Annotated in this window: 25 protein-coding genes and 2 pseudogenes; 13 read left to right on the forward strand and 14 right to left on the reverse strand. The window is 66.8% G+C overall.

What is annotated here, in order from left to right:
* Positions 1-147: 147 nt before the first annotated feature.
* Positions 148-438 (forward strand): antibiotic biosynthesis monooxygenase family protein, encoded by a 291-nt coding sequence (locus tag ACQ86A_RS14570; protein WP_431277694.1) that lies wholly within the window; start codon positions 148-150, stop codon positions 436-438.
* Positions 439-469: 31 nt separating this feature from the next.
* Here ACQ86A_RS14570 and ACQ86A_RS14575 read toward each other — a convergent pair whose 3' ends face one another.
* The 5 genes from ACQ86A_RS14575 to ACQ86A_RS14595 form a co-directional block, all read right to left on the reverse strand.
* On the reverse strand, positions 470-1,273 hold the full coding sequence (locus tag ACQ86A_RS14575) for an ABC transporter ATP-binding protein (RefSeq protein WP_431277695.1): 804 nt from the start codon (positions 1,271-1,273) through the stop codon (positions 470-472).
* Positions 1,274-1,281: 8 nt separating this feature from the next.
* Complete coding sequence (locus ACQ86A_RS14580; RefSeq protein WP_431277696.1) at positions 1,282-2,358, reverse strand: FecCD family ABC transporter permease; 1,077 nt, start codon at positions 2,356-2,358, stop codon at positions 1,282-1,284.
* Entirely contained in the window at positions 2,355-3,425 is a 1,071-nt protein-coding gene (locus ACQ86A_RS14585) for a FecCD family ABC transporter permease (protein WP_431277697.1), read from the reverse strand. Before ACQ86A_RS14585 ends, ACQ86A_RS14580 begins: the two co-directional genes overlap by 4 nt.
* Before the next feature lie 7 nt (positions 3,426-3,432).
* The gene (locus tag ACQ86A_RS14590) at positions 3,433-4,494 is read right to left on the reverse strand and encodes an iron-siderophore ABC transporter substrate-binding protein (protein WP_431277698.1); all 1,062 of its coding nucleotides are present in this window, start codon (positions 4,492-4,494) and stop codon (positions 3,433-3,435) included.
* 129 nt (positions 4,495-4,623) lie between these two features.
* Positions 4,624-5,346: a MazG family protein gene (locus tag ACQ86A_RS14595; RefSeq protein WP_431277699.1), complete on the reverse strand. Its 723-nt coding sequence runs from the start codon at positions 5,344-5,346 to the stop codon at positions 4,624-4,626.
* 62 nt (positions 5,347-5,408) lie between these two features.
* Here ACQ86A_RS14595 and ACQ86A_RS14600 point away from each other — a divergent pair, with 62 nt between their 5' ends.
* The 3 genes from ACQ86A_RS14600 (at position 5,409) to ACQ86A_RS14610 (ending at position 7,819) form a co-directional block, all read left to right on the forward strand.
* Positions 5,409-5,780, forward strand: coding sequence for a VOC family protein (locus ACQ86A_RS14600; RefSeq protein WP_431277700.1), 372 nt, complete (start codon positions 5,409-5,411; stop codon positions 5,778-5,780).
* Positions 5,777-6,961: a Na+/H+ antiporter NhaA gene (nhaA, locus tag ACQ86A_RS14605; RefSeq protein WP_431277701.1), complete on the forward strand. Its 1,185-nt coding sequence runs from the start codon at positions 5,777-5,779 to the stop codon at positions 6,959-6,961. Before ACQ86A_RS14600 ends, nhaA begins: the two co-directional genes overlap by 4 nt.
* A gap of 144 nt (positions 6,962-7,105) precedes the next feature.
* The gene (locus ACQ86A_RS14610) at positions 7,106-7,819 is read left to right on the forward strand and encodes a GTP pyrophosphokinase (protein ID WP_431277702.1); all 714 of its coding nucleotides are present in this window, start codon (positions 7,106-7,108) and stop codon (positions 7,817-7,819) included.
* 38 nt (positions 7,820-7,857) lie between these two features.
* Here ACQ86A_RS14610 and ACQ86A_RS14615 read toward each other — a convergent pair whose 3' ends face one another.
* The 8 genes from ACQ86A_RS14615 to ACQ86A_RS14650 form a co-directional block, all read right to left on the reverse strand.
* Positions 7,858-8,403 carry a cysteine hydrolase family protein gene (locus ACQ86A_RS14615; protein WP_431277703.1) on the reverse strand — a complete coding sequence of 182 codons (546 nt, stop codon included), beginning with the start codon at positions 8,401-8,403 and terminating at the stop codon, positions 7,858-7,860.
* 16 nt (positions 8,404-8,419) lie between these two features.
* Positions 8,420-8,617 (reverse strand): hypothetical protein, encoded by a 198-nt coding sequence (locus ACQ86A_RS14620; protein ID WP_431277704.1) that lies wholly within the window; start codon positions 8,615-8,617, stop codon positions 8,420-8,422.
* Positions 8,618-8,799: 182 nt separating this feature from the next.
* Positions 8,800-9,234 carry a hypothetical protein gene (locus tag ACQ86A_RS14625; protein WP_431277705.1) on the reverse strand — a complete coding sequence of 145 codons (435 nt, stop codon included), beginning with the start codon at positions 9,232-9,234 and terminating at the stop codon, positions 8,800-8,802.
* Positions 9,235-9,305: 71 nt separating this feature from the next.
* Positions 9,306-11,051 (reverse strand): hypothetical protein, encoded by a 1,746-nt coding sequence (locus ACQ86A_RS14630; protein WP_431277706.1) that lies wholly within the window; start codon positions 11,049-11,051, stop codon positions 9,306-9,308.
* Entirely contained in the window at positions 11,051-11,332 is a 282-nt protein-coding gene (locus tag ACQ86A_RS14635) for a hypothetical protein (protein WP_431277707.1), read from the reverse strand. Before ACQ86A_RS14635 ends, ACQ86A_RS14630 begins: the two co-directional genes overlap by 1 nt.
* Positions 11,333-11,370: 38 nt before the next feature.
* Positions 11,371-11,667 carry a WXG100 family type VII secretion target gene (locus ACQ86A_RS14640; RefSeq protein WP_431277708.1) on the reverse strand — a complete coding sequence of 99 codons (297 nt, stop codon included), beginning with the start codon at positions 11,665-11,667 and terminating at the stop codon, positions 11,371-11,373.
* Between the two features lie 102 nt (positions 11,668-11,769).
* Positions 11,770-12,756, reverse strand: a complete 987-nt coding sequence (locus ACQ86A_RS14645; RefSeq protein ID WP_431277709.1) for a hypothetical protein — start codon at positions 12,754-12,756, stop codon at positions 11,770-11,772.
* The gene (locus ACQ86A_RS14650; RefSeq protein WP_431277710.1) at positions 12,735-16,232 is read right to left on the reverse strand and encodes an FtsK/SpoIIIE domain-containing protein; all 3,498 of its coding nucleotides are present in this window, start codon (positions 16,230-16,232) and stop codon (positions 12,735-12,737) included. Before ACQ86A_RS14650 ends, ACQ86A_RS14645 begins: the two co-directional genes overlap by 22 nt.
* 115 nt (positions 16,233-16,347) lie before the next feature.
* Between ACQ86A_RS14650 and ACQ86A_RS14655 the strand changes: the two genes are divergently transcribed.
* From ACQ86A_RS14655 to ACQ86A_RS14680, 6 genes and pseudogenes are all read left to right on the forward strand, one after another.
* On the forward strand, positions 16,348-16,776 hold the full coding sequence (locus ACQ86A_RS14655; RefSeq protein WP_431277711.1) for a (deoxy)nucleoside triphosphate pyrophosphohydrolase: 429 nt from the start codon (positions 16,348-16,350) through the stop codon (positions 16,774-16,776).
* Between the two features lie 59 nt (positions 16,777-16,835).
* Positions 16,836-17,882 carry a serine hydrolase domain-containing protein gene (locus tag ACQ86A_RS14660; RefSeq protein ID WP_431277712.1) on the forward strand — a complete coding sequence of 349 codons (1,047 nt, stop codon included), beginning with the start codon at positions 16,836-16,838 and terminating at the stop codon, positions 17,880-17,882.
* 225 nt (positions 17,883-18,107) lie between these two features.
* Complete coding sequence (locus ACQ86A_RS14665) at positions 18,108-18,485, forward strand: hypothetical protein (RefSeq protein ID WP_431277713.1); 378 nt, start codon at positions 18,108-18,110, stop codon at positions 18,483-18,485.
* A gap of 22 nt (positions 18,486-18,507) precedes the next feature.
* Positions 18,508-19,131, forward strand: coding sequence for a response regulator (locus tag ACQ86A_RS14670; protein WP_431277714.1), 624 nt, complete (start codon positions 18,508-18,510; stop codon positions 19,129-19,131).
* Positions 19,132-19,210: 79 nt separating this feature from the next.
* A pseudogene (locus tag ACQ86A_RS14675) lies at positions 19,211-20,250 on the forward strand (zinc-dependent alcohol dehydrogenase family protein).
* Positions 20,251-20,254: 4 nt separating this feature from the next.
* A complete protein-coding gene (locus tag ACQ86A_RS14680) occupies positions 20,255-20,854 on the forward strand; it encodes an HD domain-containing protein (protein ID WP_431277715.1) in 600 nt (199 codons plus the stop codon).
* Positions 20,855-20,867: 13 nt separating this feature from the next.
* On the opposite strand, the gene ACQ86A_RS14685 is transcribed toward ACQ86A_RS14680, so the two are convergent.
* Positions 20,868-21,533 (reverse strand): TetR/AcrR family transcriptional regulator, encoded by a 666-nt coding sequence (locus ACQ86A_RS14685; protein WP_431277716.1) that lies wholly within the window; start codon positions 21,531-21,533, stop codon positions 20,868-20,870.
* A 102-nt stretch (positions 21,534-21,635) separates the two neighbouring features.
* On the opposite strand from ACQ86A_RS14685, the gene ACQ86A_RS14690 reads away from it, so the two are divergent.
* The 3 genes and pseudogenes from ACQ86A_RS14690 to ACQ86A_RS14700 all read left to right on the forward strand — a co-directional run bounded on the left by ACQ86A_RS14690 (position 21,636) and on the right by ACQ86A_RS14700 (position 26,569).
* The gene (locus ACQ86A_RS14690; RefSeq protein WP_431277717.1) at positions 21,636-23,168 is read left to right on the forward strand and encodes an MFS transporter; all 1,533 of its coding nucleotides are present in this window, start codon (positions 21,636-21,638) and stop codon (positions 23,166-23,168) included.
* Between the two features lie 63 nt (positions 23,169-23,231).
* Positions 23,232-25,198 (forward strand): annotated as a pseudogene (locus ACQ86A_RS14695) (glycoside hydrolase family 15 protein); the annotation flags it as partial.
* A 138-nt stretch (positions 25,199-25,336) separates the two neighbouring features.
* The gene (locus tag ACQ86A_RS14700; RefSeq protein ID WP_431280458.1) at positions 25,337-26,569 is read left to right on the forward strand and encodes a glucodextranase DOMON-like domain-containing protein; all 1,233 of its coding nucleotides are present in this window, start codon (positions 25,337-25,339) and stop codon (positions 26,567-26,569) included.
* Positions 26,570-26,651 lie beyond the last annotated feature (82 nt).

The following is a 26,651-nucleotide window of genomic DNA, read 5'->3' on the forward strand; positions in this document are numbered from 1 at the left end:
ATGAGCCGACGGCGCGACCGCCAGACGCCAGGAGTGCGATTCCGCTCTCACCCGAATGGTCGGTCGAGGTGGAATCCACCACGCGATCGCACCGCCGGCCCCTTCGGCTGCACTTGTCGTCGACTCCGCCTGTGCCAGGCTGGAACGATGATCGTCGAACACGCCGTGCTCCCCGTCATCCCGGGCCAGGAGGAAGCCTTCGAAGCGGATTTCGCCCGCGCCCGCCCGCTGATCTCCGCGATGCCGGGCTTCGTCGACCTGACGATCGCGCGCCAGGTCGAGAACCCGAGTCAGTACCTCCTGCTCGTCCAGTGGGAGTCACTCGAAGACCACACTGTCGGCTTCCGAGGCTCGCCCGAGTATCAGGAATGGCGAGCGCTCCTCCACCACCACTACGAGCCTTTCCCCGACGTCGACCACTACACGCCGCTGGGCTGAGCGCTCGGCACGAGTAGCGCTCGGCACGGGCTCAGGGGCGCGTGTGGTGCCGTCCGAGCGGGACGACCAGGGGTGTGGCTGTCACCGGATCCGGAGTGATCACCGAGTCGATTCCGAACACCTCCCTCACCAGTTCTGCGGTGACGACCGAGGCCGGGTCTCCGGATGCGCGGATCGCCCCCGACTTCATAGCGATCAGGTGGTCGGCGTAGCGGGCGGCCAGGTTGAGATCATGGAGCACCATGACGACAGTGGTCCCCCGAGCCGCATTCAGGTCGAGGAGCAGGTCGAGCACGTCGATCTGGTGGCTGATGTCGAGGAAGGTGGTCGGCTCGTCGAGAAGCAGGATGCCCGTCTGCTGCGCGAGAGCCATCGCGATCCACACCCGTTGACGCTGACCGCCCGAGAGCTCGTCGATCGCACGGTCAGCCAGGTCGGACACGCCGGTCGACTCCATCGCCTCGGCGACCGCTGCGTCATCCTGAGCGGTCCACCGACGGAACCAGCCCTGGTGCGGATAGCGGCCGCGGCCGACCAGGTCGGCGACACTGATGCCGTCGGGGGCGGTCGGCGTCTGGGGCAGGAGTCCGAGCCGGGTCGCGACCTCTTTCGTGGGCAGGCTGTGAATATCGGCGCCATCGAGGAGCACCGTCCCGGATGCGGGAGCGAGCAACCGGGACAACCCGCGCAGCAGCGTGGACTTACCGCACGCGTTGGGTCCTACGATTGCGGTCACTCGGCCAGGCGGCAGCTCCAGGTCGAGCCCGTCGACGACGACGCGGCCTTCGTACGCGAGCGTCAAATCTCGCGCGGCGAGCTGGTGGGTGGTGGTCATAGCAGCCTTCAGCCTCCCAGGCCGGTTCGGTTGGTGCGGATGAGCAGCCAGATCAGGTAGGGCGCCCCGACGATCCCCGTCACGACCCCGACCGGGAATGAGACGTCGGGGACGGCGAACTGGGCGACGATGTCGGAGACGACGAGCACGAGAGCGCCGACGAGCGCCGACGGGATGAGGGCGAGGGATCCCCGACCGATAAGCCGACGGGCGATGGGGGCGCCGACCAGCGCGACGAAAGAGATCGGACCGGCCGTGGCCACCGCGACGGCAGCCAGAGCGACACCGACGAAGACCACCAGCAGCCGCGTGGACTCGACCCGCACGCCGGTCGCCGCCGCAGCATCGTCGCCGAGTCCGAGTGCCGAGAGCGGGCGGCCGAGCAGCACCGCGGCCGGCACGAGGATGACGGCACTCACCCCGAGCACGACGAGGGACACTGTGTCGATGCTGTTGAGACTTCCCGTGATCCACACCAGCGCCTGCTGCACATCCGTCAGATTCGCGCGTGTGAGGACGTAGGAGACGAGGCCTCCGCAGATGGCCGCGAAGCCGATCCCGATGAGCACGAATCTATAGCCGCTGATCCCGCTCCGCCAAGCGAGCACATAGATGAGGAGCGCCGCGACGAGGGTGCCCGCGAGAACGACCCCGGAGAGCGCCAGCCCGGTCAACCCGAACCAGACGAGAGCGATAGCTCCGGTCGCGCTCGCACTAGCGGTGATGCCGATGATGTCAGGGCTCGCGAGCGGGTTGCGCACGACTGACTGGAACAGCGCCCCCGACAGTCCCAGACATCCACCGACCAGCACCGCGGCGAGCAGACGCGGGAGGCGCAGTTCGAGGATCACGAACTGGGTCAGGCGGTCGGCCTGGCCGACAAGCGCCGCAAGTATGTCTCCGGGAGACACGGCAGCGGCGCCGAGGCAGAGCGAGACGGCTCCGACCAGAACGACGAGGGCCGCCAGGATGAGCGTCACACGGATTTCGCGGGAACGCCGCCCGAGCCGGTCGGCACGTGCTACCGCGGCCGTGTTCGGGCGGTCGGCCGGAGCGGCGCCCGGCGCCACGCGGACCCCGCTCACAGATTCACCAGCTTGCGACGTCGCACGAGCGCGATGAACAACGGCGCGCCGACGAATGCGGTCACGATCCCGACCTGCAGTTCACCCGGGAACGCCACCACGCGACCGATGACGTCGCATGCCAGCAGCAGCGTCGGCGCGATCACGGCCGAGAACGCGAGGATCCACCGGTAGTCAGCGCCCACCACCCAGCGGGCGACATGCGGCACGACCAAGCCGACGAAGGCGATCGGTCCAGCGGCTGCGGTGGCCGACCCGCACAACAACACGATCGCGACCGCGCTCAGGAGGCGCGAAAGACCGACGCGCTGCCCGAGCCCGCGCGCCACGTCATCGCCGAGCGCGAGACCGTTCAGGATGCGCCCGAGCGCGAGCGCGACGACCGCCCCGATGACGATCGTGGGCAGCACCTGCCACACGATGTCGTAGCCCCGGCCCGCGAGGGATCCGACCTGCCAGAACCGCAGCGCGTCCAGCGACACCTGACTGGTCAAGAGCACAGCCGTGATGAGCGAGCCGAGGGCGGCCGACACAGCGGCGCCAGCGAGCGCCAGCTTGACCGGAGTCGCTCCTTCGCGACCGCGGGATGCGACAACATAGACGATCACTGACGCCACCGCCGCACCGGCAAAGGCGAACCAGACGTAGCCGCTCACCGAGGTGATTCCGAAAGCGCTGATTGCGATCACGACCGCCAACGATGCGCCGAAGTTGACGCCGAGGATGCCCGGGTCGGCGAGCGGGTTGCGCGACAACCCTTGCATGACCGTTCCGGCGAGCCCGAGCGCCAGGCCGGTGATGATCCCGAGCAGGGTGCGAGGCACGCGGCTGTCCACGACCACGATCGAGTCGTCGTCGCTCTTGTCGTAATGCAGCAGCGCGTGCAGCACCGAGCCCGGGTCGATCGGGCGCGCACCGAGCATAAGGCTCAGGATGCACACCACGACCAGCGCCAGCACCGCGAGACCGAAGCCCACGAGCAGCCGACGGTGCCGACGTCGAGCCGCGGAGACGCCGTTTCCGGCGCCTCCGGCCCGCATCGGTCCCGACAGCGTGCTCGTGGACATCAACGGCCTACTTGACCTTTTCCGCGGCTGCGGCGAGCTGCGGCACGTACCGGTCGAGCATCCACGGGATGCTCAGCACCGACGGCGCACTCGATGCCATCACGAACGACTCACCCACGATGGGCGCGAACCGTCCCTCGGCGACGGAGGGCATGGCGGCGACCAGCGGGTCAGCCTTGAACGTGTCGACCGCGGACTGCTTGTCGAAATACATGACCAGCAGATCGGTGTCGATCTTGGACAGGTTCTCGTAGCTGACCTGGAAGAAGAAGCTGCCCGGATCCTTCGCCGAGTCGAGCGTGTCGAGGCTGGGCGAGTTCTTCAGCCCCAGCTCGTTGAGGAGCAGCACCCGCGAGTCGGTCGACTTGTAGACGTTGATCTGACCGGGTTCGTTCGCCGCTGCGTAGAGGAACGTCTTGTCCTTCAGCACCGGGTACTTCGCTGCCAGAGCCGCGACGTTGTCCTCCGTCGTCTGCTTGAGCTTGGCGGCCTGCTCCGACATACCGAGCGCCTTGCCGACGATGTCGGTCTGGTCCTGCCAGCTGGTGCCCCACGGCAGCTTCGGGTACGCCACGACCGGCGCGATCTTGCTCAACTTGTCGTACTCGGCCTGCGTGAGGCCCGAGAGCGGAGCGAGGATCACATCCGGCTTCGCCTTCACGTACTCCTCGAACGGAACCTCGCCCGTGTCCACGCCCGCGATCAGTTGCGGCGTCTTGGCTTTGAGCTCCTTGAGCTTGTCGGCGACCCAGGGCAGCACGCCATCGGCGTTGCCGCCGTAAGTCATCTTCGGCATCGCGACGGGAACGACTCCCAGCGCGAGAGCGACATCCGCGGCGCCCCAGCCCCACACGGCCACACGCTCGGGCTTCTTGTCGATCGTGACCGAACCGAGTGCGCTCTTGACCGTCACCGGGAAGGCCCCGGATTCGCTCGACGAAACGGTCTCACCCGCCGACGATCCGGCGCTGCAGCCGGTGAGCACGAGCGCGGCGGAAGCCACGATGGCGGATGCGATCAAAGCGATGCGCGACCGGCGGTGACGACCGCGGGCGACGGGCTCGAGCATGGATCTCCTTCGAGAGGACGAACGGGGAAGTCGGCCGGAACGGCACGTTAGGCAAGCCTAACCTAAGCTTCCGCCGATCGTCCAACCCGCGTGCGAGCTCCTTGCTCCGCGTTCCTGCTGGGCCCGGCGTCAGGATTCGGGCGCCACGAAGCCGATGATCCCCGCGTCCGCGCTCCCCGCCTCGTGCTCGCGGATCTCGCTCTGCAGGTCGCGGAGCGTCGACCGCAGCGCACGCTCGGCGTTCAGCCCGTTCGCCTTCGCCGATGCGACGATCGCCAGCAGGAGCGGCCCGAGCTCGTCCTCCGACTGCACCGAGACACCTCCGGCGTCGCCCAGTTCAAGCAGGCCGACCTTCTCGGCCCGTCCGAGGAGCTTGTCGGCCAAAGCCAGCGACGGCATCGCCTGCGGGATGCCGTCGAGCACGCTCGTCCGCTCCGGCTTCTCGGTCTTCTTGAGGTCCTCCCAGAACTCGACGACGTCGTCCGCCGTCTCCGCCTTGCGGTCGCCGAAGACGTGGGGATGCCGGCCGACCATCTTCGCGGTCATGTGCGCCGCGACATCCTGGATGTCGAAGTCCTCACCCGGCGTGTGGGCTGCGATGTCGGAGTGGAAGAGCACTTGATAGAGCACATCCCCGAGTTCCTCGATCATGTCCTCGCGATTGCCAGTCTCGATCGCCTCGATCAGCTCGTAGGTCTCCTCGATGAGGTACTGCACGAGCGACTCGTGCGTCTGATCGGCGTCCCACGGACATCCACCCGGACCCCGCAGCCGGGTCATCACCGCCACCAGCTCGTCGAGCTTGCTCGGCTCGGCGTCGGACGTTGCGGATGAGAAGCTCAACTCGGTCATCTGCCCTCTCCTCGGTCGTGTTCCATCCTCTCACCGCTCGGCTCGCGCGCTAGCCTGGCCGTATGGCTACCCGGATCGCCCGCCTCACCATCTCCGTCAACGACCTGCCCCGCGCCCTCGCGTTCTATCGAGACATCGTCGGCCTCGCCGAGGTCTACACGGTCGAAGGCCTCGCCATGCTGACCACGGACAAGGATGCGCCTGCCGGCACCGCCACGGAGGTCCTCCTCCACGCCCGCACCCCCACCCCCGGTGATGCCGGGGTCGCGGCCAGCTTCGCAGTGGCCGACGTCGACGCGGTCACGGCTGCCGCCGTCGAGGCTGGAGCCGTCGTGGTCGACGAACCGGACGACCAGGTCTGGGGCGAACGACAGTCCGTGCTCCGGGATGTCGACGGGCACATCCTCTGCTTCGTCGGGCCCCTGAGCGCGTGAGCATCATCCGCTCCGAGCGCACCGCCGCCGGGCTCCTGCTGGGCGCGGCAGCCCTCGGACTCCTCCTTGCAAACACCGTGCTCGGACAAAGCCTGCTCGACCTCCAGCACACCTATCTGTCGCTCGGCAGCGTGAAGCTGAGCGTCGGCCACTGGATCAGTGACGGACTGCTCGCGATCTTTTTCTTCATCGTCGCCGTCGAGCTCAAGCACGAGCTCGTCGCCGGAGAGCTCAACAGCTTCAAGAAGGCCATCCACCCCGCCATCGCGGCCGTCGGCGGCGTGATCGTGCCGGTGCTGATCTATCTCGCGTTCACGGTCGGAGCGTCCACCGAAGGCGGCAGCCTGGTCGAGGGATGGCCGATCCCGACCGCTACGGACATCGCGTTCGCGCTGGGTGTGCTCGCCGTCTTCGGCCGCGGTCTCCCCAATCGGCTGCGGGTGTTCCTGCTCGCCCTCGCCGTGCTCGACGACCTCATCGCGATCCTCATCATCGCCGTCTTCTTCACGACCGACCCCAACCTGATCTCACTCGGGTTGGCCGTCGTCACGGTCGCCGCTTTCGGCATCCTGAGTCGTCTCTTGAAGGGCCGGATGCGCTGGCCGATCGGTGTGCTCATGGTGCTTCTCGCGTGCCTCACCTGGTGGCTGGTCTGGGATTCGGGCGTGCACGCCACCATCGCGGGCGTGGCCCTCGGACTCGTGATGGCCCGCCAGCCCGGCGGCCGTGTCGCCCACGCCCTCGAACCGTGGTCGAACGGGGTGATCCTGCCGCTCTTCGCGTTCTCAGCGGCGCTCGTGGTGATTCCGGCCGTCGCGCCGTCGGAGTTGTCACCGGCGTTCTGGGGCATCCTCGTCGCACTGCCCGTCGGCAAACTCATCGGCATCACCCTCGGCGGGTGGCTGGGCTCCCTCACTCGGCCGAAAGCCGAACGCGGCCGCATCCCATTGGCCGGACTCCTCACGATCGGCACGCTCGGCGGCATCGGCTTCACAGTGTCGCTGCTCATGAACGAGTTGGCCTTCGCCGGCATCGACACGGTTCGTTCCGAGGGCACGCTCGCGGTACTGCTCGGCTCGGCCGTCTCCATCGTCGCTGCGGGATTCGCGGTCTCGGCCCTTGCGCGCCGCTACCGTCGCCAGCACCCTCACCCGCATCCCGCCGCGCCCGCCGCATCCTGAACCAGGGGTCGCAACACGCGGTCTTGCACCCTCGCTCGACGGCGTGTTGCGACCCTCATTCACGCGCGGGGCTCTCAGGCGAGCCTTGCGGTATGCAAAGCGGGCTCTGCCGATCTTCACAGGGGCGTCTGCCACGCTGACGACATGACTTCGGTTCACGTCATCGGTACCACGCAAGCGCTACCCGAACCCGGCACCTCGCTCGTGCGGTTCGCCGACGAGGATGAGAGCAGCCGGCGCAGACGTGAACTGTTCACCGATTTCATGCTGAACTACAAGTTCGCCATCGCCGAGGTCGTGACCAAGATCGAGATCCTGCGCGACGACTTCAACAACGATCATGAGTACAACCCGATCGAGCACATCAACTCGCGGTTGAAGAAGCCCGAGAGCCTTCTCGAGAAACTCGACCGCAAGTTCGCGGATGTCGACACTCGGATGGAGCTCGAGCACATCCGGAAGCACATCCTCGACATCGCCGGCGTGCGCGTCACTTGCAGCTTCATTGCCGACATCTACAAGATCCGCGACACCATCGTCGGACAGGCGGATGTGACGCTGCTCGCCGAGCGCGACTACATCGCCTCCCCGAAGGAGAACGGCTATCAGAGCCTGCATCTCATCGTCGAGATCCCCGTGTTCCGTGCCCGCGAAGCCATCCGGGTGCCGGTGGAGATCCAGATCCGCACGATCGCCATGGACTTCTGGGCGAGCCTGGAGCACAAGATCTACTACAAGTACGCGGGGGACGTTCCCGAGACCCTGCAGGCCGAGCTTGCCCAGGCGGCGGACGCCGCGAATCGCCTGGACCGCAAGATGGAGCAGCTGCACGATCAGGTTCGCACCTACAGCCGGTAGCGCTCGAAGCGCCTTGCTGGGTTAGCGCCCGGCGGACGTTAGAGCTCGACCTCGTCGTGGCGCGCGATCCCGAAGATCTGGTTCGGGTAGCGAAGTCCGGAGAAGTACCGGTTGGTGTGTGCGACGATCTGCTCGCCCGTCACCTCGACACCTTCCCATTCGGAGTCGCACGTCGTGTGCGCATCGCTCACAAGCGTCACGTCGTATCCGCGAACGGCCGCACTCTGGGTTGTGGTCCGGATGCAGTAGTCCGACTGCGCGCCGGCCACGACGAGCCGCGTCACGTCGAGCGCCTCGAGCACCTCGTCGAGGTTCGTGTCCGCGAACGAGTCGCGATAGTTCTTAAAGACAACCGATTCCCCGTCGGCGGGGTTGAGACCGTCGGCGAGCTGCCAGCCGTCGCTCCCCCGCGGCATCTCGTCCTCCTCGTGCTGCACCCACACCACGGGGACTCCGGATGCGCGAGCGCGGTCGACCAGCACCGCTGCCCGTTCCACAACACCCACCCCGTCGAAGCACCCGTCGACCACATCCCTCTGCAGATCGATCACGAGAACAGCGGTCGGAATCCGAGAGTCGGTCATGGCTCCATTCTGGCGGTCAGCAGCTCTCGAACGCGCACGATATGGCCGCGAAGAGCGTGTTGGTCCAGACGACGGCACCCGCCAGGGAGATGAACACCCCGCACACCGCGAATCCTTGTCCCACGTCTTTCAAGGTCGCCGCGACGACGCCCAGGACGAACGCGCAAGGCAGCAGGATCCACCCTGTCAGCAACGCATCAGGAATCCACGCCAAGACGAACCCTCCGACCGCCAGACCGAATGCAGCGATTCCCAGCGCATTGAGTCCCTTCGGAGCGGGCGCCACCACGATAGGACGCCCCGCAATCCACTCCACTCTCCCGGCGACCTTGGAAGGTTGAGGGGTCGAAGGAGCAGGAACCGGCTGAGGACTGCTAGACGTCGTATCGTCACTCATCAGAATTCCCCACCCGCGTACACGCCTTTGGGCAACGTGAAGCACGGTGAGAACGACAGGATGTCGAGTTTCGTTCCGGACTCAGAGTGTGTGATCGAGTAGTTGGCGAAGTCGGCGCCGTCGAGGTTGACTTCGGGAGTCTTGATGCGGGTGGTTCGCCATCGCACAGCGAATTCCTTCGCGTTTTTCCAATGGTCGGCGACGGACCGCATCAGTCGATTCAGATCTGGATCACCCTGAAGATCGATAGAGGTGTGCCCGTACCATTGGAAGGCTCGCTCGCCCTTGCACGACAAGAGCCCACCAGTTGCAGCCTGTTCCCTTTTGGCTACATACTCCGCAGGAACGAGAGCGGCAATCTTGTCCTCCATCGACTGCGCTTCATGCTTGGCTTCGACTACCGTCAGCGAGCTGACGCCGACTTTGTCTGTCACCAACGCGCACCCTCCAATCGACACCACAACAGCTGCCCCTGTCGCCAAACACCTCAAGACGCACTTCTTCGTCATCGGAATATCGTTCCTTTCAGGTCCTTCAGAAGGCGCTGATTGTCAGGGCTGTCCTTAGCGATGAGGTCGTGGTTGTCCATCAGGACGCATTCGTCCACGCGAAGAAGGGCGCCATTCGGAGCCCGAACCAAGTGGTCGACGGGTCCGTTGTAGAAGTCGCCGTGCTCGAACGCGGGGGTCGATCGTGGGTTCTTGCCGTTCCAGACGACGTCACCCGGAAGAGCCTGAGCCTGTTGGAGGAGGTCGAAGTAGGACAAGTCGCTGTAGCTGGTCGTCGCACGGGGTCTCCACTCGGGGAGCATTCCCGCTCCCGACAGTGAGATCACCTGGTCGTAGCGGGCACCTGCGACCTCGGATGACGTCACTGCCGCGAGCCCCCAGCTATGGCCGATTGCCGTCGTCTTCGCTTTCGACAAGAAGGGGTCGAGCTCAACTCCTGCCCTGAACGCACTCAGCTGTGTTCCCGAATTCCGAGCCAGGCCGGGCTCGTTGGCTTCCGGGATACGCAGGTAGCTCGTGAATGACGTTCCGTCAGCTTCGCCCGGGAACGGTCCGTCCTTGTACACGAACGCGACACTGTCCCCCTGATGTGCCGACCAGAGGTAGCGAGCGACCGCTTGAGCCTTGCCATCATAGAAGCCGTCGATATTGCTGAAGGTTCCGGGCACGTAGGTGATCTCGTGTCTCGTGGCGGGCGAAGGCGTGCCGAACATCTCGATGATGCGCGACTTGGCGGGGTCGTAGAGGTAGAGCTGGACCGCCGGGTGATCGCCGACCGCGCGGGTCAGGTAATCGACCTCCTTCCGGAGTCGCTCGATAGTCGCGGGGAGGCGCTTGTGTTCCTCGATCAGCGCGTCGAGGACCTTGAGCCGGTTCTCGGCGTTGATCTTGTTCGCAGCGACCCGGGCAAGAGCGGGGATCCCGTTCAGGGCACCGATCACGACCGGGATCAGAGAGATGAGTGTCAACTGGGGTGCGGACGCCTCGCCGTTCGCACTACCCAGCGACGCCCACCACGCCGCAATAGACGCTGACTCAGCGCGCGCGATCGTGACCACCAGCTCCGGCCGCTGATCCAGGAGGATGCGGATGTCGGTTGGCGTGAGACCGACCATCCGACCAAGCAGAGTCGCCGTGTCTGTGGAGCGGATCGTTGAACGGCTGAACTGCCACAGACCGCCGAGCACCTTCTGACTCGTCAGCGCATCCGCGGCCGCCTGGTCGAACCTGCGGCGGCGAGCGACCAGGTCGTTCCAGAGAGCGTCGATGCCGGCGAGCCGGGAGTTTTCGCTGGCGATCTGCTCGCCGAGCCGAGCCTGCTCTCGGCTGTGCCCAGCGCCCTGACCCTGGCCGCCGATTTTCACGGGAGCGAGCAGATGCCCTCCGGCGTCCGGTGCCTGCCGTTTGAGACGAGCGAGTGACTCCAGAGCAGCCTGACGCTGCGCTTCGAGCACCGCCTGCTCGTCCTTGATCTGCTGCACCTGAGCCGCGTACGTGTGCAGCGTCTCCGCCTGAGCCTCCAGACCGCCGGCAAGCAGAGCTAGGTCGGGCAGTGCCGAGTCGATCGCGCTCGTGAAGGCCGAACGTGACTTGCCCGTCCAAGTCGAAGCCGTGATCGTCTCCGCAGACGATTTGACCGTGGTGCGGACTCTCTGGAGCTCCGCGGCTTTTGCTGAGCGCGCCCGCGCGAGCGACCGGATTCCGGCGGGCTCCCCAGCACCCGGATTCGCGTCGACGGCCATCAGAACGCCCTGGCCAAGGCCGCGTCCGCCTCGGAGAAGGATGTGACCGCGCTAGCTGGGAATCGCGCCACCGCCTGCAGCGCATCCGATACCTGGTGAGCCCGGGAAGCCTGCTGCGCACTACCGTCGCGGAGCCCGGATGCGACCGGACGTGCACCGAGCAGGTCGTCGTGCGAAATACAGAACGACGGATCCAAAGGGACCACCGCGATCGTGGCGCTCAGGTCGGTCGAGACAAGGCGCAGGTGCGCCGCGCCGACGCGCAGTTCAGACATGCTCATCCCCGGAACCGTTCTCAACGACAGCCTGATGCTGCGGATCAGCGGGAGAGACGGGCCGCAAGTTGCGCGTCCACCTCGCCGAGGGTCTGCGCCGTTGTTCGGAGAAACGCAGCCAAATCGTCGAGCCCTCCGATGGTGTTCTGCGCCCCCGTCGTGAATCGGCTGTACGCATCCGAGAAGGCGCCCGATGACTTATCCGTCGTGAAGCCCGCAGCGACCAGCGAAGCGATCTGTGATTGAAGCTTCGACAGCGTGGCGTTGATCTCGTCGCGGCCCCCGACGAGACGATCGGCGTTGCCGGTGAGTTCCTGAAACGAGACGTTGATGTTGGACATGGTTCCCCCCATGGTTGCTAATAAATGTGAAATACACAATGTGTGTAAGCAAAAGCCTAGGGCACTTTGCGAAGAAAGCCAAGAGGCGGAGACGCCTCAGAATCATCGGTCGATCGCGATGGGCCCAGACCAGGCCACTTGAACCCGCGCAAGCTTTCCGGAGTCCACAAGGATCCCTCGTCCGACCGGAAAGTCGGTGCGCGTCACACGCGGGAAGGGCACGCGGAACAGGCCAAGGCCATCCGATTCCTCGGGCTGCAACACAATTCCCGCGCGCGCGGTCTTGAGCTCGGAATACACCTGCCAAGCCGCGGGCGCGGTGACCGTGTCCGCCTCCGCGAGCACAGGCACGCCCGCTCGCCGGGCGGCCTTGAGCAGCCGAGCGACCTGGGACTCTGCACTCAGCCCCTCGAAATCACCGATGTTCTCGATCACGATGATGAGCGGATCCAGGGGCATGGCCGACGACTGTTCCAGCAGGGTCGCGAGGCGCGAGGCGAGCGCCTCAGCGTCGTCCGCATCCGTCGACGCCTCGGTCCACGCCGTCGCGCCGGCCAGGGCGCTCTTTCGGGCGACGAGGAGATACGCAGCGAATTCCGGATGCGCGACGCGGAACGCACGTATCGCCGTCGTCATCGCCGTGCTGCGCCCCGACCCGAACGGCCCCGTCACGACGAAAAGCCCGTCGAGCGGAATGCCGACGGGCCCCAGCGTCTCGTCGTCCACGCCGAACCCGGGACGTCCAGCGACCGTGGCCGGCAGGTCGCTCGACGGGATGAACCCGGCCAGACGCTCGACGGGCTCAGCGTCGGGCAGTCCCGCCTCACGGAGCCGCACAGCAAGCGCCTCGATCCGGGTGGATTGGGCAGACAGGTCGGCAACGCCGCCAGGAACCGCGACCTGCAGCTCATAGCCGTTCACCACCGCCCTGCCTCCCGCTGAGTGGTCGAGGATGTCGGCGTCGACGCCGGCCGCCGCGTACTCGGACTCGCCGGCCAGGCGCAGCACGATGCGCGTGCCGATGTTCGCGGTGAACGCGGTCGGGATGACGCCCGCGCGATCGGCCGTCAGCACGATGTGGATTCCCACCTGTCGACCCGTGGAGACGAGCGCCAAGAGCCGGTCGTAGACGACTCCCCGTCGCGAAACTCGTACTCGCCGCGGAACGCACCGAATCCGTCGAGCAGGACGAGCACCCTCGGCAGAGCTTCCCCTGAGGAGGCCCGGAAATCCGTCAGGGAAGCTGCACGCGCTCGCGCGAACGCTGTTGCGCGATCGGAGGCGAGCGCGGTGAGCTGATTGAGCATCCGCGTCAGGCGTTCGGCATCGGATCCCGCGATGATCGACGCAACGCACGGTAGTACCTCGAGCAGGGCCAGCCCGCCGCCCGCGAAGTCCATGCCGTAGACCGTCACAGGATGCTCGGCCGCCGCACTCGAGGCAGCGACGGCGATCGTGCGCAAGAGGCCGCTCTTGCCCGCTCCACCCGTTCCGAGGGCGCTCACATTGCCGACGATGTCCAGGTCGATGAAGAAGGTCTCCTGGCATTGGGACTCGGGCTTGTCGATGGTGCCGATGGGCAGGCGGCTGCCATCGGCATCCGGAAGCCCGTCGAGATCGATGAGGTCGGGGAGCTGCTCGAGCCAGGGGCGCCGCGGTATCGCGACGTGACGATCGTCGGCCGCGCGCGCGATCGTGTCGGCCAAGCGTTCGATATCGCGAGGGCCGTAAGACGTGCGGAGGCCCCGGTCGGGAATCGGCCACGGCCTGCCGGGACCGAATGGGAGGTCCTGGATCTGCACATCCGAATCGCCGCTCGCCTGTTCCGTGCGGCCACCGAGGTAGGCGGACTGAAAATCGAAGACGCGGCCGGGGCCGAGCTTGGCCGCCGCACGTCCGGGTGTTCCGGGGTCGAATCCGGCCGCATCCGCGACGCCCAGGACGTCGACGCTGTCTGCCTCGTCGGCCACCCGGAGCGCGACCCGGAGATTGGTGTTCGCGCGAAGACTGTCCTTGATCACGCCCGACGGGCGCTGCGTCGCCATGACGAGATGCAGGCCCAGGGATCGTCCACGCTGGGCGACATCGATGACGCCGTCGACGAAGTCCGGCACCTCCGCGGCGAGCGCCGCGAACTCGTCGATGACGAGAACGAGGGAGGGCGGCGCATCCGGGTCGCTCCGCTTCTCCAGCGTCTGCAGGTCTTTGGCTCCCTTGCGGTTCAGGAGGCTCTCCCGATGCCTCAGCTCTGCGCGCAATGAAGCCAGCGCGCGACGAACGAGATGGGGAGTGAGATCGGTGACGAGTCCCACCGTGTGGGGAAGGCCGACACAGTCGGCGAAGGCGGCACCGCCCTTGTAATCGACGAGGAGAAAGGTCACCCGGTCGGGCGAGTATTCGGCCGCCATGCCCATGATCCAGCTCTGGAGGAACTCGCTCTTTCCCGAGCCCGTCGTTCCTCCGACGAGTGCGTGCGGACCGTGCGCGCGGAGGTCGAGTGCGAACGGCTCGGTCGCTCCCAGACCGACGACGGCTCGGATACCGCCCGGGTCTTTTGGCGTGCCGGGCACCCAGCCCAGCGTGAGCGAATCGTTCTTGACCCACCGTTGGATGACCGCCGATGAGTCGCTCGCGATGTCGCCCTCGTACAGGTCGACGAAGGAGACGTCGGTCGGAAGATCCGTCTCGTCCAGAACCCGTGCGCCGCTGTCTTCGACAGGCGAGAGCGCGCGGGCGGCCACCTCGGCGGCGATCGAGTCCACTCGTTCGGTCGCCGTCAGGGAGACGTCGAGGCCCGACCGCACGAACCCGACACGGCCGCGGCCGGTCGCATCGTCGACAGCGAGGTAGGTGCGACAGATCACGGGAAGGGCGTCGACGGTCGCCGCGATCCAGAGGATGAAGACCCCGTGGTCGGCGCCCTCCTCGCCGAGCGAGACCAACCGTGCCCGGTCAGCGGGGGTTTCGCCGGTCACGATCACAAGCACCGCGGGTGTTGCAGGCAAACGCTCTACCGCTTCGCCATGTGCGTGATCGAGGGGGCGCGATTCGTCCAGCCGCGAACGGACACGATCACCGCGGCCGATTCCGGCTCGGCGTCGAGCAGAGATCAAACCCTCCAACTCGGACAGAAGCACGCCCCCGCCGGCGTAGTCGGAGACCAAGCCGTTGGCCCGAAGCGGGCTGTACGCGGAATCGACGTGCGGCAACCACTTGAGCCAGGCCCAGGCTTCCGTCGCGTCGCCTGCCGCGAATCCGGTGATCACGAGTTCTGCCGGGGAGTGCAATCCGGCGAGCTGCAGTACGAGCGCGCGGGCAGCATCCTGAGCCAGAAGGCCCGTGCCGGCGACGCCGACCGCACCGGCGCGCTCGAGGTTCTCGATGATCGGCACGGGACCGACCTCGCCGAACTCAGCGGCGAGCTCGCGAACGTGGTTCCAGTCCTCGAGCTCGCCGCTGTTCTTCGAGGGCAACTGGATGCGTGCCCGCGATTCCAAGCGCCCGACACCGAAGCGGACCTCGAGGAAGGTCGTGTGCTCCGGCTTCCTCGTCCAGAGGAGTGGCGACCGGATGCGGATGGCTTCGGCGATGGCCTCGGTGCTCGGCGACTCGGCGTTGCGGGCTTCGAGCTCACTCGCCCTCGCTACCTCCAGCTGCGAGCGGGCATCGGCCATCCCTTCCTCGAAGCCCTTTCGCGCGCGCTTTGTGCGTCGCCTGCCCTGCGTGCGTGCGTCGATCCAGGTGCCGAGCATGATCACGGGCGACAGTGCGACGAACAGCAGCGTCGTCACCTGCCCGGTCAGCAAGAACAACGCGACCCCGAGAAGCACCGGACTGACGAGCACGAGCAGCGGCAGCCGGTTCGGCTGCGGAGCCGTGGGAATCTCGGGCAGCGTGAAACTCTCGCCGCGGTACGACTGCTCGACTCTCGGCGAACGCGAGAAGACCGCGTCGACATGACCGGACCGCCGTATCCCGCTCACCGGCAACGGAACGACTTCAAGCTGAGAGCCTCCCACCTGGATACGCGACGCGGCAGTGACGATGGCACGCTGCACGAGCGCACCGTCGACCTGCATGCCGTTGGCCGAATTCAGATCGGCGACGGTGATCGTGTCGCCCACAGTCACCGAAGCGTGCCTTCGCGACACCTCGCGGTCGTCCGGCAGGAAGACCGCAGCGGACGCATCCCGCCCGATCACGTTCACCCCGTGCGTGATCGGGAACTCGAGCCCGGTCTGCGGCCCGCTCAGGATGCGCACGAGCGCCGCCGGGGCGTCGTCGCGTTCGTCGCCCGGTCGCCGTTCACCGACGGGGACGACCTCGACCCGGCATCCGGAACGCAGGCTCGACTCGCTCACAGGGGCACCCGGATTCAGCACTCTGGCTTGCGGGACGCCCGGGAACTCCACGCGTAGGGTCGTGGGCGTTTTCGTGGCCACGCTCTCGGGCTCGAGCAGCCGGTCGGCGATGTCGGCCACCGTCGCCGTCACGTCGGCCGTCACGACGACGTCCCGATCAGGGCCCGATTTGTGCCCGCTCGCGAGGGTCACCCTTACTTTCACGACAGTCGCTCCCCCACCACGGGAGCGAGTCTAGGGGCGCGATCGGCGGCCTCTTCGAGATATTCCGGCATACGTTTTGGGCAGGCTGAACGACCCGATGGGTCAGGATGTGAGGGTGACCACGAACCCCGACGCATCCCTGCCCGAGGCACCAACGCTCGAGGTCGTGGCGGCGATCATCGTCGACGACGACACCGTTCTCGCGTGCAGACGGGCGCCCCACAAGGACTCTGCGGGATTGTGGGAGTTTCCGGGTGGCAAGGTCGAGCGCGGCGAGTCGCGGCCGGAATCGCTGGCCCGAGAGATCCGTGAAGAGCTGGGCGTGAAGATCCGGGTGGGCCGGGAGTTCGACCGGTCGATCACTGAGGTGAACGGACGCCGGATCGCGTTGACCTGCTTTCTTGCGCGGCTCGCCGACGCGTCTCCTACGATCAGTACCGATCATGACCGGATGCGCTGGGTCATCCCCGCCGACCTCCCCGGCCTCGACTGGGCGCTGCCCGACCTCCCGGCTGTGCACAAGCTCGTCGCCGACGGCATCTAGCGACGCGCGTCGAGACTCGAGCATCCCGTTCGGACACTTTGAGGGACGAAGATGTCCCCATGGATTCCGCCAAGCTCCGGGATGCCCTCGACCTGGTGAAGGCTCGCGGTGCGAAAGCCCAGCTCGTTGTGCGGCGAGAGGGTGTCACCGTCGTGGACCGGACCTTCGACTGCGAGCCGTCCGACCTGTTCTGGACGTTCTCCGCCGCGAAGCCGTACACGGTCGTGCTCATCCTTGCTCTGGCCGAGCGCGGCACGATCGACCTCGACGAGCCGGTCGCGACATACTGGCCGGCGTTCGCGGCCCACGGCAAGGAGATGATCACGATCCGGCAGGTGCTCCGCCACCAATCCGGGTTCGCGACAGCGGGCAGCGCCGTCGGCGATGCGCTGGCGATGACCGGATGGGCGCGCACCCTGCGACGCATCGAGCGGGCGCGGCCGGTCTGGCCCCCGGGAACCGCTCCTGCGTACCAGTTCGTCATCTTCGGCTTCATCCTGGGCGAGATCGCACGCCGTGCGACCGGCGTTCCACTGCCCGAGCTCATGTCGTCGATGCTGCTCGTGCCTCTGGGCGTGCACGACACGTTCCTGGGTCTGCCCGCCGATCACTGGGAGCGACATGTTCCCCTGAACGCAGCGCGACCTGTTCGCGCGGTGGTGAACCGACGAGCGACACGGGAGGCGATCATCCCGTCGGCAGGGCTGTCGACGACGGCCCGGGATGTGGCGGTCTTCTACGAGATGCTGCTCGACGGGGGCGTTACGGCGAGTGGAGAGCGCATCCTGTCGCCGAGCACGTTGGAGGCGGCGCTCGTGCCGAGCAGTGAGGGGCGCATCGACCGGTTCGCCCGCTCGCCGATCCGGTGGTCGGAAGGCTTTCAACTGGGCGGTCCCCGTCATGTGCCCGGGTCGATCACACCGATGGGCAACCGCAGCAATCCACGGGCCTTCGGGCACAACGGCAGCAACTGCTGCATGGCTTGGGCAGACCCCGATCGGAAGATCGTTTTCGCCTACCTCACCAACAAGATCACCAGGGTGCGCGACGACATGGCGCACCTCGCAGATGTCGCTGATGCGGTGCTCGATGCCTGCGATGGTTGACGTCGATTCGGGTGTTCGGTAACCGCACACCCCACGAATGAGGCTGTTGCGTGTTTGTTCGCGTTCCAACAGAATCGTTACGCGAGAACCATTTCCACTCGATCGGGTCGTAGTGGAGATGAATTTCGGCTGATCGGGTCGGCCGAAAGACAGGAAGCCCCGGGGCTGTCACAGCCCCGGGGGCTTCCCTATCTGGGCCCCAGGATGCGGTCTACACTGGCGACCATGGGCCCCGATCCGGTGTCCGTCCGTGTCCTCGATGGCGATGAGCCCGTCTCAATCGCGCTCACCCAGCTCGTTGCTCACATGAGCGGATATTCGCTTTACGAATCTGCCGAGGCGATCTGGAATAGCGCCGAGGCGGCGCACGATCTGATACTTGTGCAGAGCGGCGCATCGCTGCGCCCGCCAGAACTTCGTGACCCGAACATCGGATACCTGGCCAAGACCGTCGATCTGAACGCACGCCACCACGAGTTCGCACGACTCATCGAACCGACCTCGGCCGGGGAGACGCCTCCGCGCGCCGAACCATGCGTTAGACGGCGCCGATCCTGTGATCCTGTGAGGAAACGTGCAACACGACAGTTCTACCGAGCCTGACGCCCGCCGCCGCGGACTGAGAGTGATCGTCGCCGATGACGACGAGTTCACGGCTTCGCTGGTGTCCGACGGTCTGCGGTCCCAAGGCTTCGACGTCATGATGGCAACCTCGACCGACGAGGCGTGGACTCTGGCGACCCAGGTCGACCCGCACGCCGTCATCAGCGACCTCAACTTCGGCTCGGGCGAGTCGGGCGTCGGGCTGCTGCGCCGCATCCACTCGGCGTTCCCCTGGGTGGGCCTGATCGTGTTGACCTCCCACCTGTCCCCCGAACTCGCGGTCGAAGACGCCGACCAACTCCCCGTCGGGTCGATCTACCTGGTCAAGTCGCGTCTGCAGAGCGTCGGTGGACTCGCCGCGGCGATCACGGATGCGATCTCCGGACAGACGACCGCCGAGCACGATCACGCGGAGCACGCTCCCGCTCCGATCACGCTCACCCGCGCTCAAGCCGACGTGCTCAGGATGCTCGCGAACGGCGCGTCGACCAAGGCGATCGCCGAGAGCAGGGGCACGACCATCCGGGCCGCCGAAACGATGCTCGCCCGGCTCTACGCCGCTCTCGACGTGGACACCGACCCGCGCTCGAACCCGCGCATCGCGGCGGCGCAACTCTGGCAACGGGGCCGCATCACCGTGCGCTGACCTTGCGCCCTCGTGATGCGCCAGCGGGCAGTCAGTTGCCAGTTCACGTCGTTCTCAGCCCTTCGGGAAGAATGGTCGCATGAGGGCGATGGTGTACGAAGCGTTCGGTGGGCCGGTGGATGTGCGTGACGTGCCCGAGCCCGGGGTGCCCGACGGCGGAGTGGTCATTCGAGTCGGGGCGTCCGGGTTGTGTCGCAGCGACTGGCACGCGTGGGCGGGGCACGACGACTCCGTGCCCCTCCCCCACGTTCCCGGGCACGAGTTCGCCGGGCGGATCGCAGCGGTCGGAGCAGGCGTGGAGAAGTGGCGGGTCGGCGACCGCGTCACCGCGCCCTTCGTCAACGGATGCGGTGCCTGCGAGTGGTGCGCCAGCGGGCAGTCGCAGGTGTGCCCGAATCAGACCCAGCCCGGATTCACGCACTGGGGCTCGCACGCTGAACTGGTCGCCATCCGCGCCGCGGATCTGAACGTGGTCGCGGTGCCCGACGGCCTCTCCGAGGATGCCGCCGCCAGCCTCGGGTGCAGGTTCGCCACCGCCTTTCGGGCGGTCGACGCCCGCGCCCGGGTGAAGCCCGGCGAGTGGGTGGCCGTCTACGGCGTGGGCGGCGTTGGGCTCAGCGCCGTGATGATCGCCTCGGCTCTCGGCGCCCGTGTGATCGCGGTCGACCGGAACCCCGCTGCGCTAGAGCTGGCGCGCTCGGTCGGTGCGGAGCACGCGCTGCCGGCGAGCGCATCCACCCCTCCGAAATCGCCGACCTGACCCACGGCGGCGCCCATGTCAGCATCGACGCGGTCGGCTCCGCGACCACGAGCACGGATGCGGTGAGCTCGCTCCGCCGGCGCGGGCGCCACGTTCAGATCGGGCTGCTCGCGGCCGATCAGCTGCCGGTGCTTCCGCTCGACCGCGTGATCGGCTGGGAACTCGACATCCTCGGCAGCCACGGGATGGCCGCAGTCGACTACCCCCGGATGCTCGACCTCGTCGCGCGCGGCAGGCTCCGCCCCCAGGATCTGCTCGGCGCGACCGTCTCCCTCGAAGATGGGGCCGCATCGCTGCCGCTGCTGGATCGGGCGACGACGAGCGGCATCACGGTCGTGCATCCGGAAGCAGCAGAATAGAGCCGTGCTCCTCTCCGATTTCACCCCGCCAGATACCGCCGCGGCACGTGCGGCGCTCGAGTTCGCCACCGAGTCGCAAACCGAATCCATGCTCAACCACTGCGTTCGCTCGTGGCTCTGGGCGGTCGGATTCGCTGCGTCCGAGTCGCGAGAATACGACGCAGAGCTGCTGTACGTCTCGGCGTTGCTGCACGACATCGGTCTGACAGAGGCCTTCGACAACCACACGCTCGCGTTCGAGGATGCGAGCGGTCACGCCGCCGATGCCCTCACGGCCGGAGCGGGCTGGCCCGCCGAGCGGCGCATTCGCGTGCGCGAGGTCATCCAGCGCCACAACTGGCCCTCGGTCGATCCTGCACAGGATGTGGAGGGCTACCTGCTCGAGATCGCCACCGCGCTCGACATCTCGGGAGCACGACCGGACGCACTGCCGCTCGGCTTCCAAGAACAGGTGCTCGCCGCCTACCCGAGGCTCGACCTAGCGGCCGAATTCGGGACGAGCGTCGAAGACCAGGCCGTGCGTAAGCCGACCACCGCCGCGGCCCGGCTGATCGGCGGCGGACTGATCAGCAAATTGGCCGCGAACCCGCTGGAGCAGCGCTAAGAGCGAAAGCGCTCTAGCGCAGCCCGAGCGCGGGAAGCACGACCCCGTCGATGAGTGAGATGAGGAACGAGCGAGTCACCGGCTTGCGGAGGATCAGCACGCGGTAGGCGGCCATCGAGGGCGAGACCAACGAGATCGTCTCGATGTCGCAATCGGCTGAGATCTCACCGCGCTCGATCGCTCGCCGCATCAGGCGACGGTTGATGGATGCGCGCGGCTCGATGATCGCCGCGCTCACGGCATCGGCGAGGTTCGGGTCCTTCGCGAGCATGGACACCAGGCCGGCCATGATCTGCAGCTTCTTCTCGGCGTCTTCGATGTTGTGCGGCTTGATCAGGGCAACCATGTCGCCGCGGAGCGTTCCGGTGTCGGGCAAAGGCGTCTCGTCAAGATCAGCCTGCTTCATGCAGGCCACGGCGTCGATCACGAGCTCTGCTTTCGATGCCCAGCGACGATAGACGGTTGCCTTGCCTGCCTTCGCGCGCGCCGCGACCATGTCGATGGTCATGCCGTCGTATCCGGTCTCCGCGAGAACGTCGAGGGCTGCGGCGAGGATCTCGGGGTCGCGCGTGAGGTCGCGCTTGCGACCGAGCTTGGACGGCGCCTTCGCGGCGCCGGCTTGGTCTGCTGCGTCGAGCTGAGCTGGGTCGAGCTGCGATGCGGTGTCCAGCTGCGTCATTGCGGCCTTCCCTCCGTTCCTTTACTACCCTTCATCCTATTCTAGGTTAATTCTAGAACTGACTAGATCCGAAACTACTGAGTTTCGTATATGCTGACCTTCATGTCGCAGACCTCTCCCGTCGCACCCGGCGCATCCGGCGCCCCCGCACCCTCTTCCCGCCGCTGGTGGACCCTCGTCACCGTCGCGCTCGCCCAGCTCATGGTCGTGCTCGACTCCACCGTCGTGAACATCGCACTGCCCTCCGCTCAAGCCGACCTCGGCTTCTCCGACGGAGCCCGCCAGTGGATCGTCACCGCGTACTCGCTCGCCTTCGGCAGCCTGCTGCTGCTCGGCGGCCGCCTCTCCGACCTCATGGGTCGCAAACGCACCTTCATCATCGGCCTGATCGGTTTCGCGGGCGCTTCCGCACTGGGCGGCGCAGCCACCAGTTTCGGGATGCTCGTCGGCGCCCGGGCCTTGCAGGGCGCGTTCGGCGCCCTCCTCGCCCCCACCGCCCTCGCCGTTCTCACCACGACGTTCACGATCCCGAAAGAGCGCGCTCGCGCGTTCGGCGTGTTCGGTGCGATCGCGGGAGCGGGTGGAGCCGTCGGTCTCCTGCTGGGCGGCATCCTGACAGAACAGTTCAACTGGCGCTGGAACCTCTACATCAACGTGTTCATCGCCATCATCGGCATCATCGGTGCAGCAATGTTCGTCACCTCGGTCAAGCGCACCGGCCCGCGCCCGAAGCTCGACATTCCGGGCACGGTCCTCGTCTCGGGCGCACTGTTCTCGCTGGTCTACGGATTCTCGAACGCCGAGACCGAGGGCTGGGATTCTCCGCTCACCTGGGGATTCCTTACCGCTGCCGGGCTGCTCCTGATCGCGTTCGTGCTCTGGCAGCGCCGGGCCGCGCATCCTTTGCTGCCCCTGTCGATCATTCTCGACCGCAACCGCGGCGCTGCGTACAGCTCCGTGCTGATCGCCGGTGTCGGGATGTTCGGCATCTTCCTCTTCGTGACCTACTACCTGCAGACCACGCTCGGGTACACACCCATCCAGACCGGACTGTCGTTCCTCCCGATGATCGCGATGCTGGTTCTTGCCGCGCAGCTGTCGACGAACATCTTCGTACCGCGCTTCGGACCGAAGCTCATGGTGCCGTTGGGGATGATCCTCGCCGGGAGCGGGATGGTCTACCTCACACACCTTGGCGTGCACAGCACTTACGCGGCCGACGTGCTCCCGCCCCTGCTGATCCTCGGGTTCGGCATGGGCACGATCATGCCCGCCTCGATCCAGACGGCCACTCTGGGCGTCGACCGTCGGTTCGCCGGCGTCGCCTCAGCGATGGTGAACACCAGCCAGCAGGTCGGCGGCTCCATCGGCACGGCGCTGCTCAACACGCTGGCGGCCACGGCTGCGGCCGATTACCTGGCGTCCCACGTTCCGCCGACAGCCGCTGTCGCGGCCGATGCCGCGGTGCACAGCTACGCGGTCGCGTACTGGTGGGGAGCTGGGTTCTTCGCCTTCGGCGCCGTGCTCGCCGCGCTACTCTTCCGCCGTCGCAACCAGGGGCTGTCGCTGGCCAACGCCAACACGCCCGCAGCGGGCACGCCGGACATCGCACCGGAGCCGGTGGTCGCGCACTAGCTCCGACACCCATTGCCCCCTACCCCCGAACGGGGTACGGTTCCGCGTGGGGAGCGCGCAAGGATGCGTGCTCAGAGGAGTCCGACCGTGTCCCGTCGTCGTTTCGTTCTGCCCGTCGCCGTCACCGTTTTCGCTCTCGCCGCCATCGGCCTGAGCGCGACCAGTGCCTCCGCCGCGCCCCCGACCGGTGAGGCGGCCGGCGCACCCGGCGCCGTGAGCCATCAGGCCCAGTCGCGAAAGGACTGCGTGGGCACGGCTCGCAACACCGGGTCGAAGGTCTGGTTCACGGTGGCCAACGGCATCCTGAGCGATGTGTACGCCCCTACGGTCGACGCGACCAATGTCGAGTCGATGCAGTTTCTGGTGACGGATGGGCGGACCTTCACCGATCTGCAGGCGCGCGACATGACGTACAAGGCGAGTTCCGATGTTTCGGGGATGAGCTGCACCGTCACGTCGACGGCGACCAGCGGCGCTTACCGGATCGTCACGACCTACCTCACCGACCCTTCGCGCGACAGCGTGGTCATCCGCACCAAGTACCAGGCACTCAAGAAGGGCGCCGAGAAGTACAACGTCTACGTGCGACTGGATGCGAACGCCAGCGGCAACGGAGGAGGCGGCACCGCGAACGGCGGCGCAGACACGGCGGTCGTGGACACATCGACCGGCACGCCCGTACCCGTGTCGTTCGACACGAACACCACCAGCCAGGCGAACCGCACCGCATATGCGGTGCCGTCGTACCTCGCCTTGAAAGCAGACCAACCCTTCTCGACAGTCAGTAGCGGGTTCGTCGGCAGCACGAGCGACTCCATCACGCAACTGGATGCGACCCACGCGCTCACCCCAACAGCCACTGCGACCAGCGGCAACGTCGAGCAGACCGTCGGACTCAAGCGCGACCGCAACGGAAGCGCAACGCTCGCGCTCGGCTTCGGCACCACTCAGGCGTCCGCTGTGGCCACGGCGAGCGCGACCACCAAGACGTCGATGACGAAGCTGTCCGCCGCCTACCTGGCGGGCTGGCTCAAGTACGACGCCGGGCTCAAGCCGCCGCTCCTCGGCGCTCCCGGGCTCACCGCATCCCAGCGCCTCGCCGCCATCAAGAACTACTACCAGTCCGCCAATGTAGTGAAGGCGTCGGAAGACAAGACGTACCCGGGAGCGATCGTTGCCGGACTGGATGCGCCTTGGGGCCAGTCCATCGTGGCCAACGACCCGAACAACTTGTTCACCTCCGGTTATCGCGAGGTATTCTCGCGTGACCTCTACGAAGCGTGGACCGCGCTCTACACCGACGGCGATCTCGCAACGGCAAGGGACACGGTTCGCTACCTGCTCACCAAGAGCCAACAAGCCAACGGATCCCAACCTCGCAACTCGCTCCTCGACGGCACGAAGGCCGCGGACGCGTTCAACGACCAGTTGGACGAAACTGCATACCCCATCCTGATGGCACTGCAATCGGGCCTCGCGTCGGATGCGACGCTCTGGCCGCACGTGAGATCGGCCGCGAACTTCCTCATCAGCCACGGCCCGAGCTTCGGTGTCGAGCGCTGGGAGGAGCAGACCGGGTACTCCCCTCGACGATCGCCGCCGAGATCGCCGGGCTGATCGCAGCGGCCAGCATCGCCGATGTCCACGGCGATGCGGCGAGCGCTCGGGTCTGGCGCGCCACGGCCGACCAGTACCAGCGCACCATCAAGACCTGGGGCGTCACGACGACCGGACCGCTCTCGCCGGCGCCGTATTTCATCCGCCTCTCCAAGACGGGTGACCCTAACGCCGCGATCAGCTACAACACGGGCAACGGCGGGCCCACCCTCGATCAGCGGGCGATCGTGGACGCGGGCTTCCTCGAGTACGTGCGCCTCGGCATCCTGCCCGCCACCGATCCGGTGATCGCCAACTCGCTGGCCGTCACGGATGCGACCATCCAGCGCTCGACCGCGAGCGGACTCGGCTGGTTGCGGTACAACGGGGACGGCTACGGCGACTGCGTTGCGGGGGCCGGGACCAGCTGTACGATAACGGGCGCTCCCTGGACGCTCAATTTCTCCGGCACCGGTCATCCGTGGCCCGTTCTGGGCGCCGAGCGCGCTCAGCAGTTCCTCGCCGTGGGGCAGGCGACGTCGGCTTCGTCGATCCTCGTCGCAATCAACAAGATGAACTCCGGTCCGGGGCTGGTGCCCGAGCAGGTCTGGGATGCGCCCGACCTGCCCCGCGCGCCATACGGTAGCGACCCGACCACAGCATCCATCGGCTTCGTCAACGGACAGGCCGACGGATCCGCCTCGCCGCTCTCGTGGGGCTCCGCCTCCCAGGTGCGACTCACCGCAGACCTCGCCGCAGGTCGCAGCCTCGAGCAGCCGGCCCAGGTTCGCAACCGTTACGTGACCAACACCCAGGCGAGTACGCCGCTGACCGTGACGGCTCCGGTGGACGGGACGGCCGCGGGCGCGACCATCGATGTGACCGGGACGGCCGCATCCGGAGCCTCGATCGATATCGCCGACGTGGCGACCGACGGCAACTCGGCGACCACGCTCACGCACACGACGGCGGCCGCCGACGGCTCGTTCAGCGCTACGATCACGTCCGCCGCCGGAACCAACGTGCTCGTGATCACATCGACAGCACCAGGCGGGGGAACGGCCCAGACGGTCCGCTCGGTCGTCAACGACGTCGTCGACGGCACGCTGCTCTTCAGTGCGGACGACCCGACGGGCGACGACAACGGGCCCGGTACGTACACGTATCCGACGGCCGGGGATTTCCACGCTGGAGCCTTCGACCTCACCAAGTTCCAGGTCTACGACACCGGAACATCCGTCACGTTCCGGGTTCAAACGCGGGACCTCACCCCGACCTTCGGGTCGACCAACGGAGCTCAGCTCGTCGACGTCTACGTGAGCCAGCCGGGCGCGGCATCCACGTCGACCGCATCCTCGTATCCCGGGATGAACTACCAGGTCTCGCCCGCGTGGAGCCGCCTGATCGAAGCCCAGGGCTTCACGGGCAGCAAGATCCAGGATGCGTCGGGCGCGTCGACCGGTGTGGTCACCGTGGGCGCGAACGCCGTCTCCCGGTACACGACCTTCAGCGTTCCAAAGACAGCACTGGGAGGAACGCCGGGCTCAGGATGGGCCTTCACCGTCACGCTGACCGGCCAGGACGGCACCCACGGCGTCGACCAGACGCGAGCCTTCACAGCGACCGCGGGTCAGTACTCCTTCGGCGTGTGCCCGGTCGGGGACCCGAGTCCGCTCTGCGCGGCAGATCCCAACACGGTTCCGAAAGTGATGGACACGATCGTGCCGGCCGGTGTCACGCAGTCGGACGAGTTGAACTACGTGGCGCACAACCCGGTGGTGGTGCAGGGCGTGCCGGTGCCGTAAGCCCTGTCGAGCGGTGGCTTAACGCAGAAACGCTCTCGAGGACCGAAATCCTCGAGAGCGTTTCCGTTCGTGCGGTGCAGTG

This window comes from Leifsonia poae, assembly GCF_050632195.1.
Lineage (GTDB): Bacteria > Actinomycetota > Actinomycetes > Actinomycetales > Microbacteriaceae > Leifsonia > Leifsonia poae_C.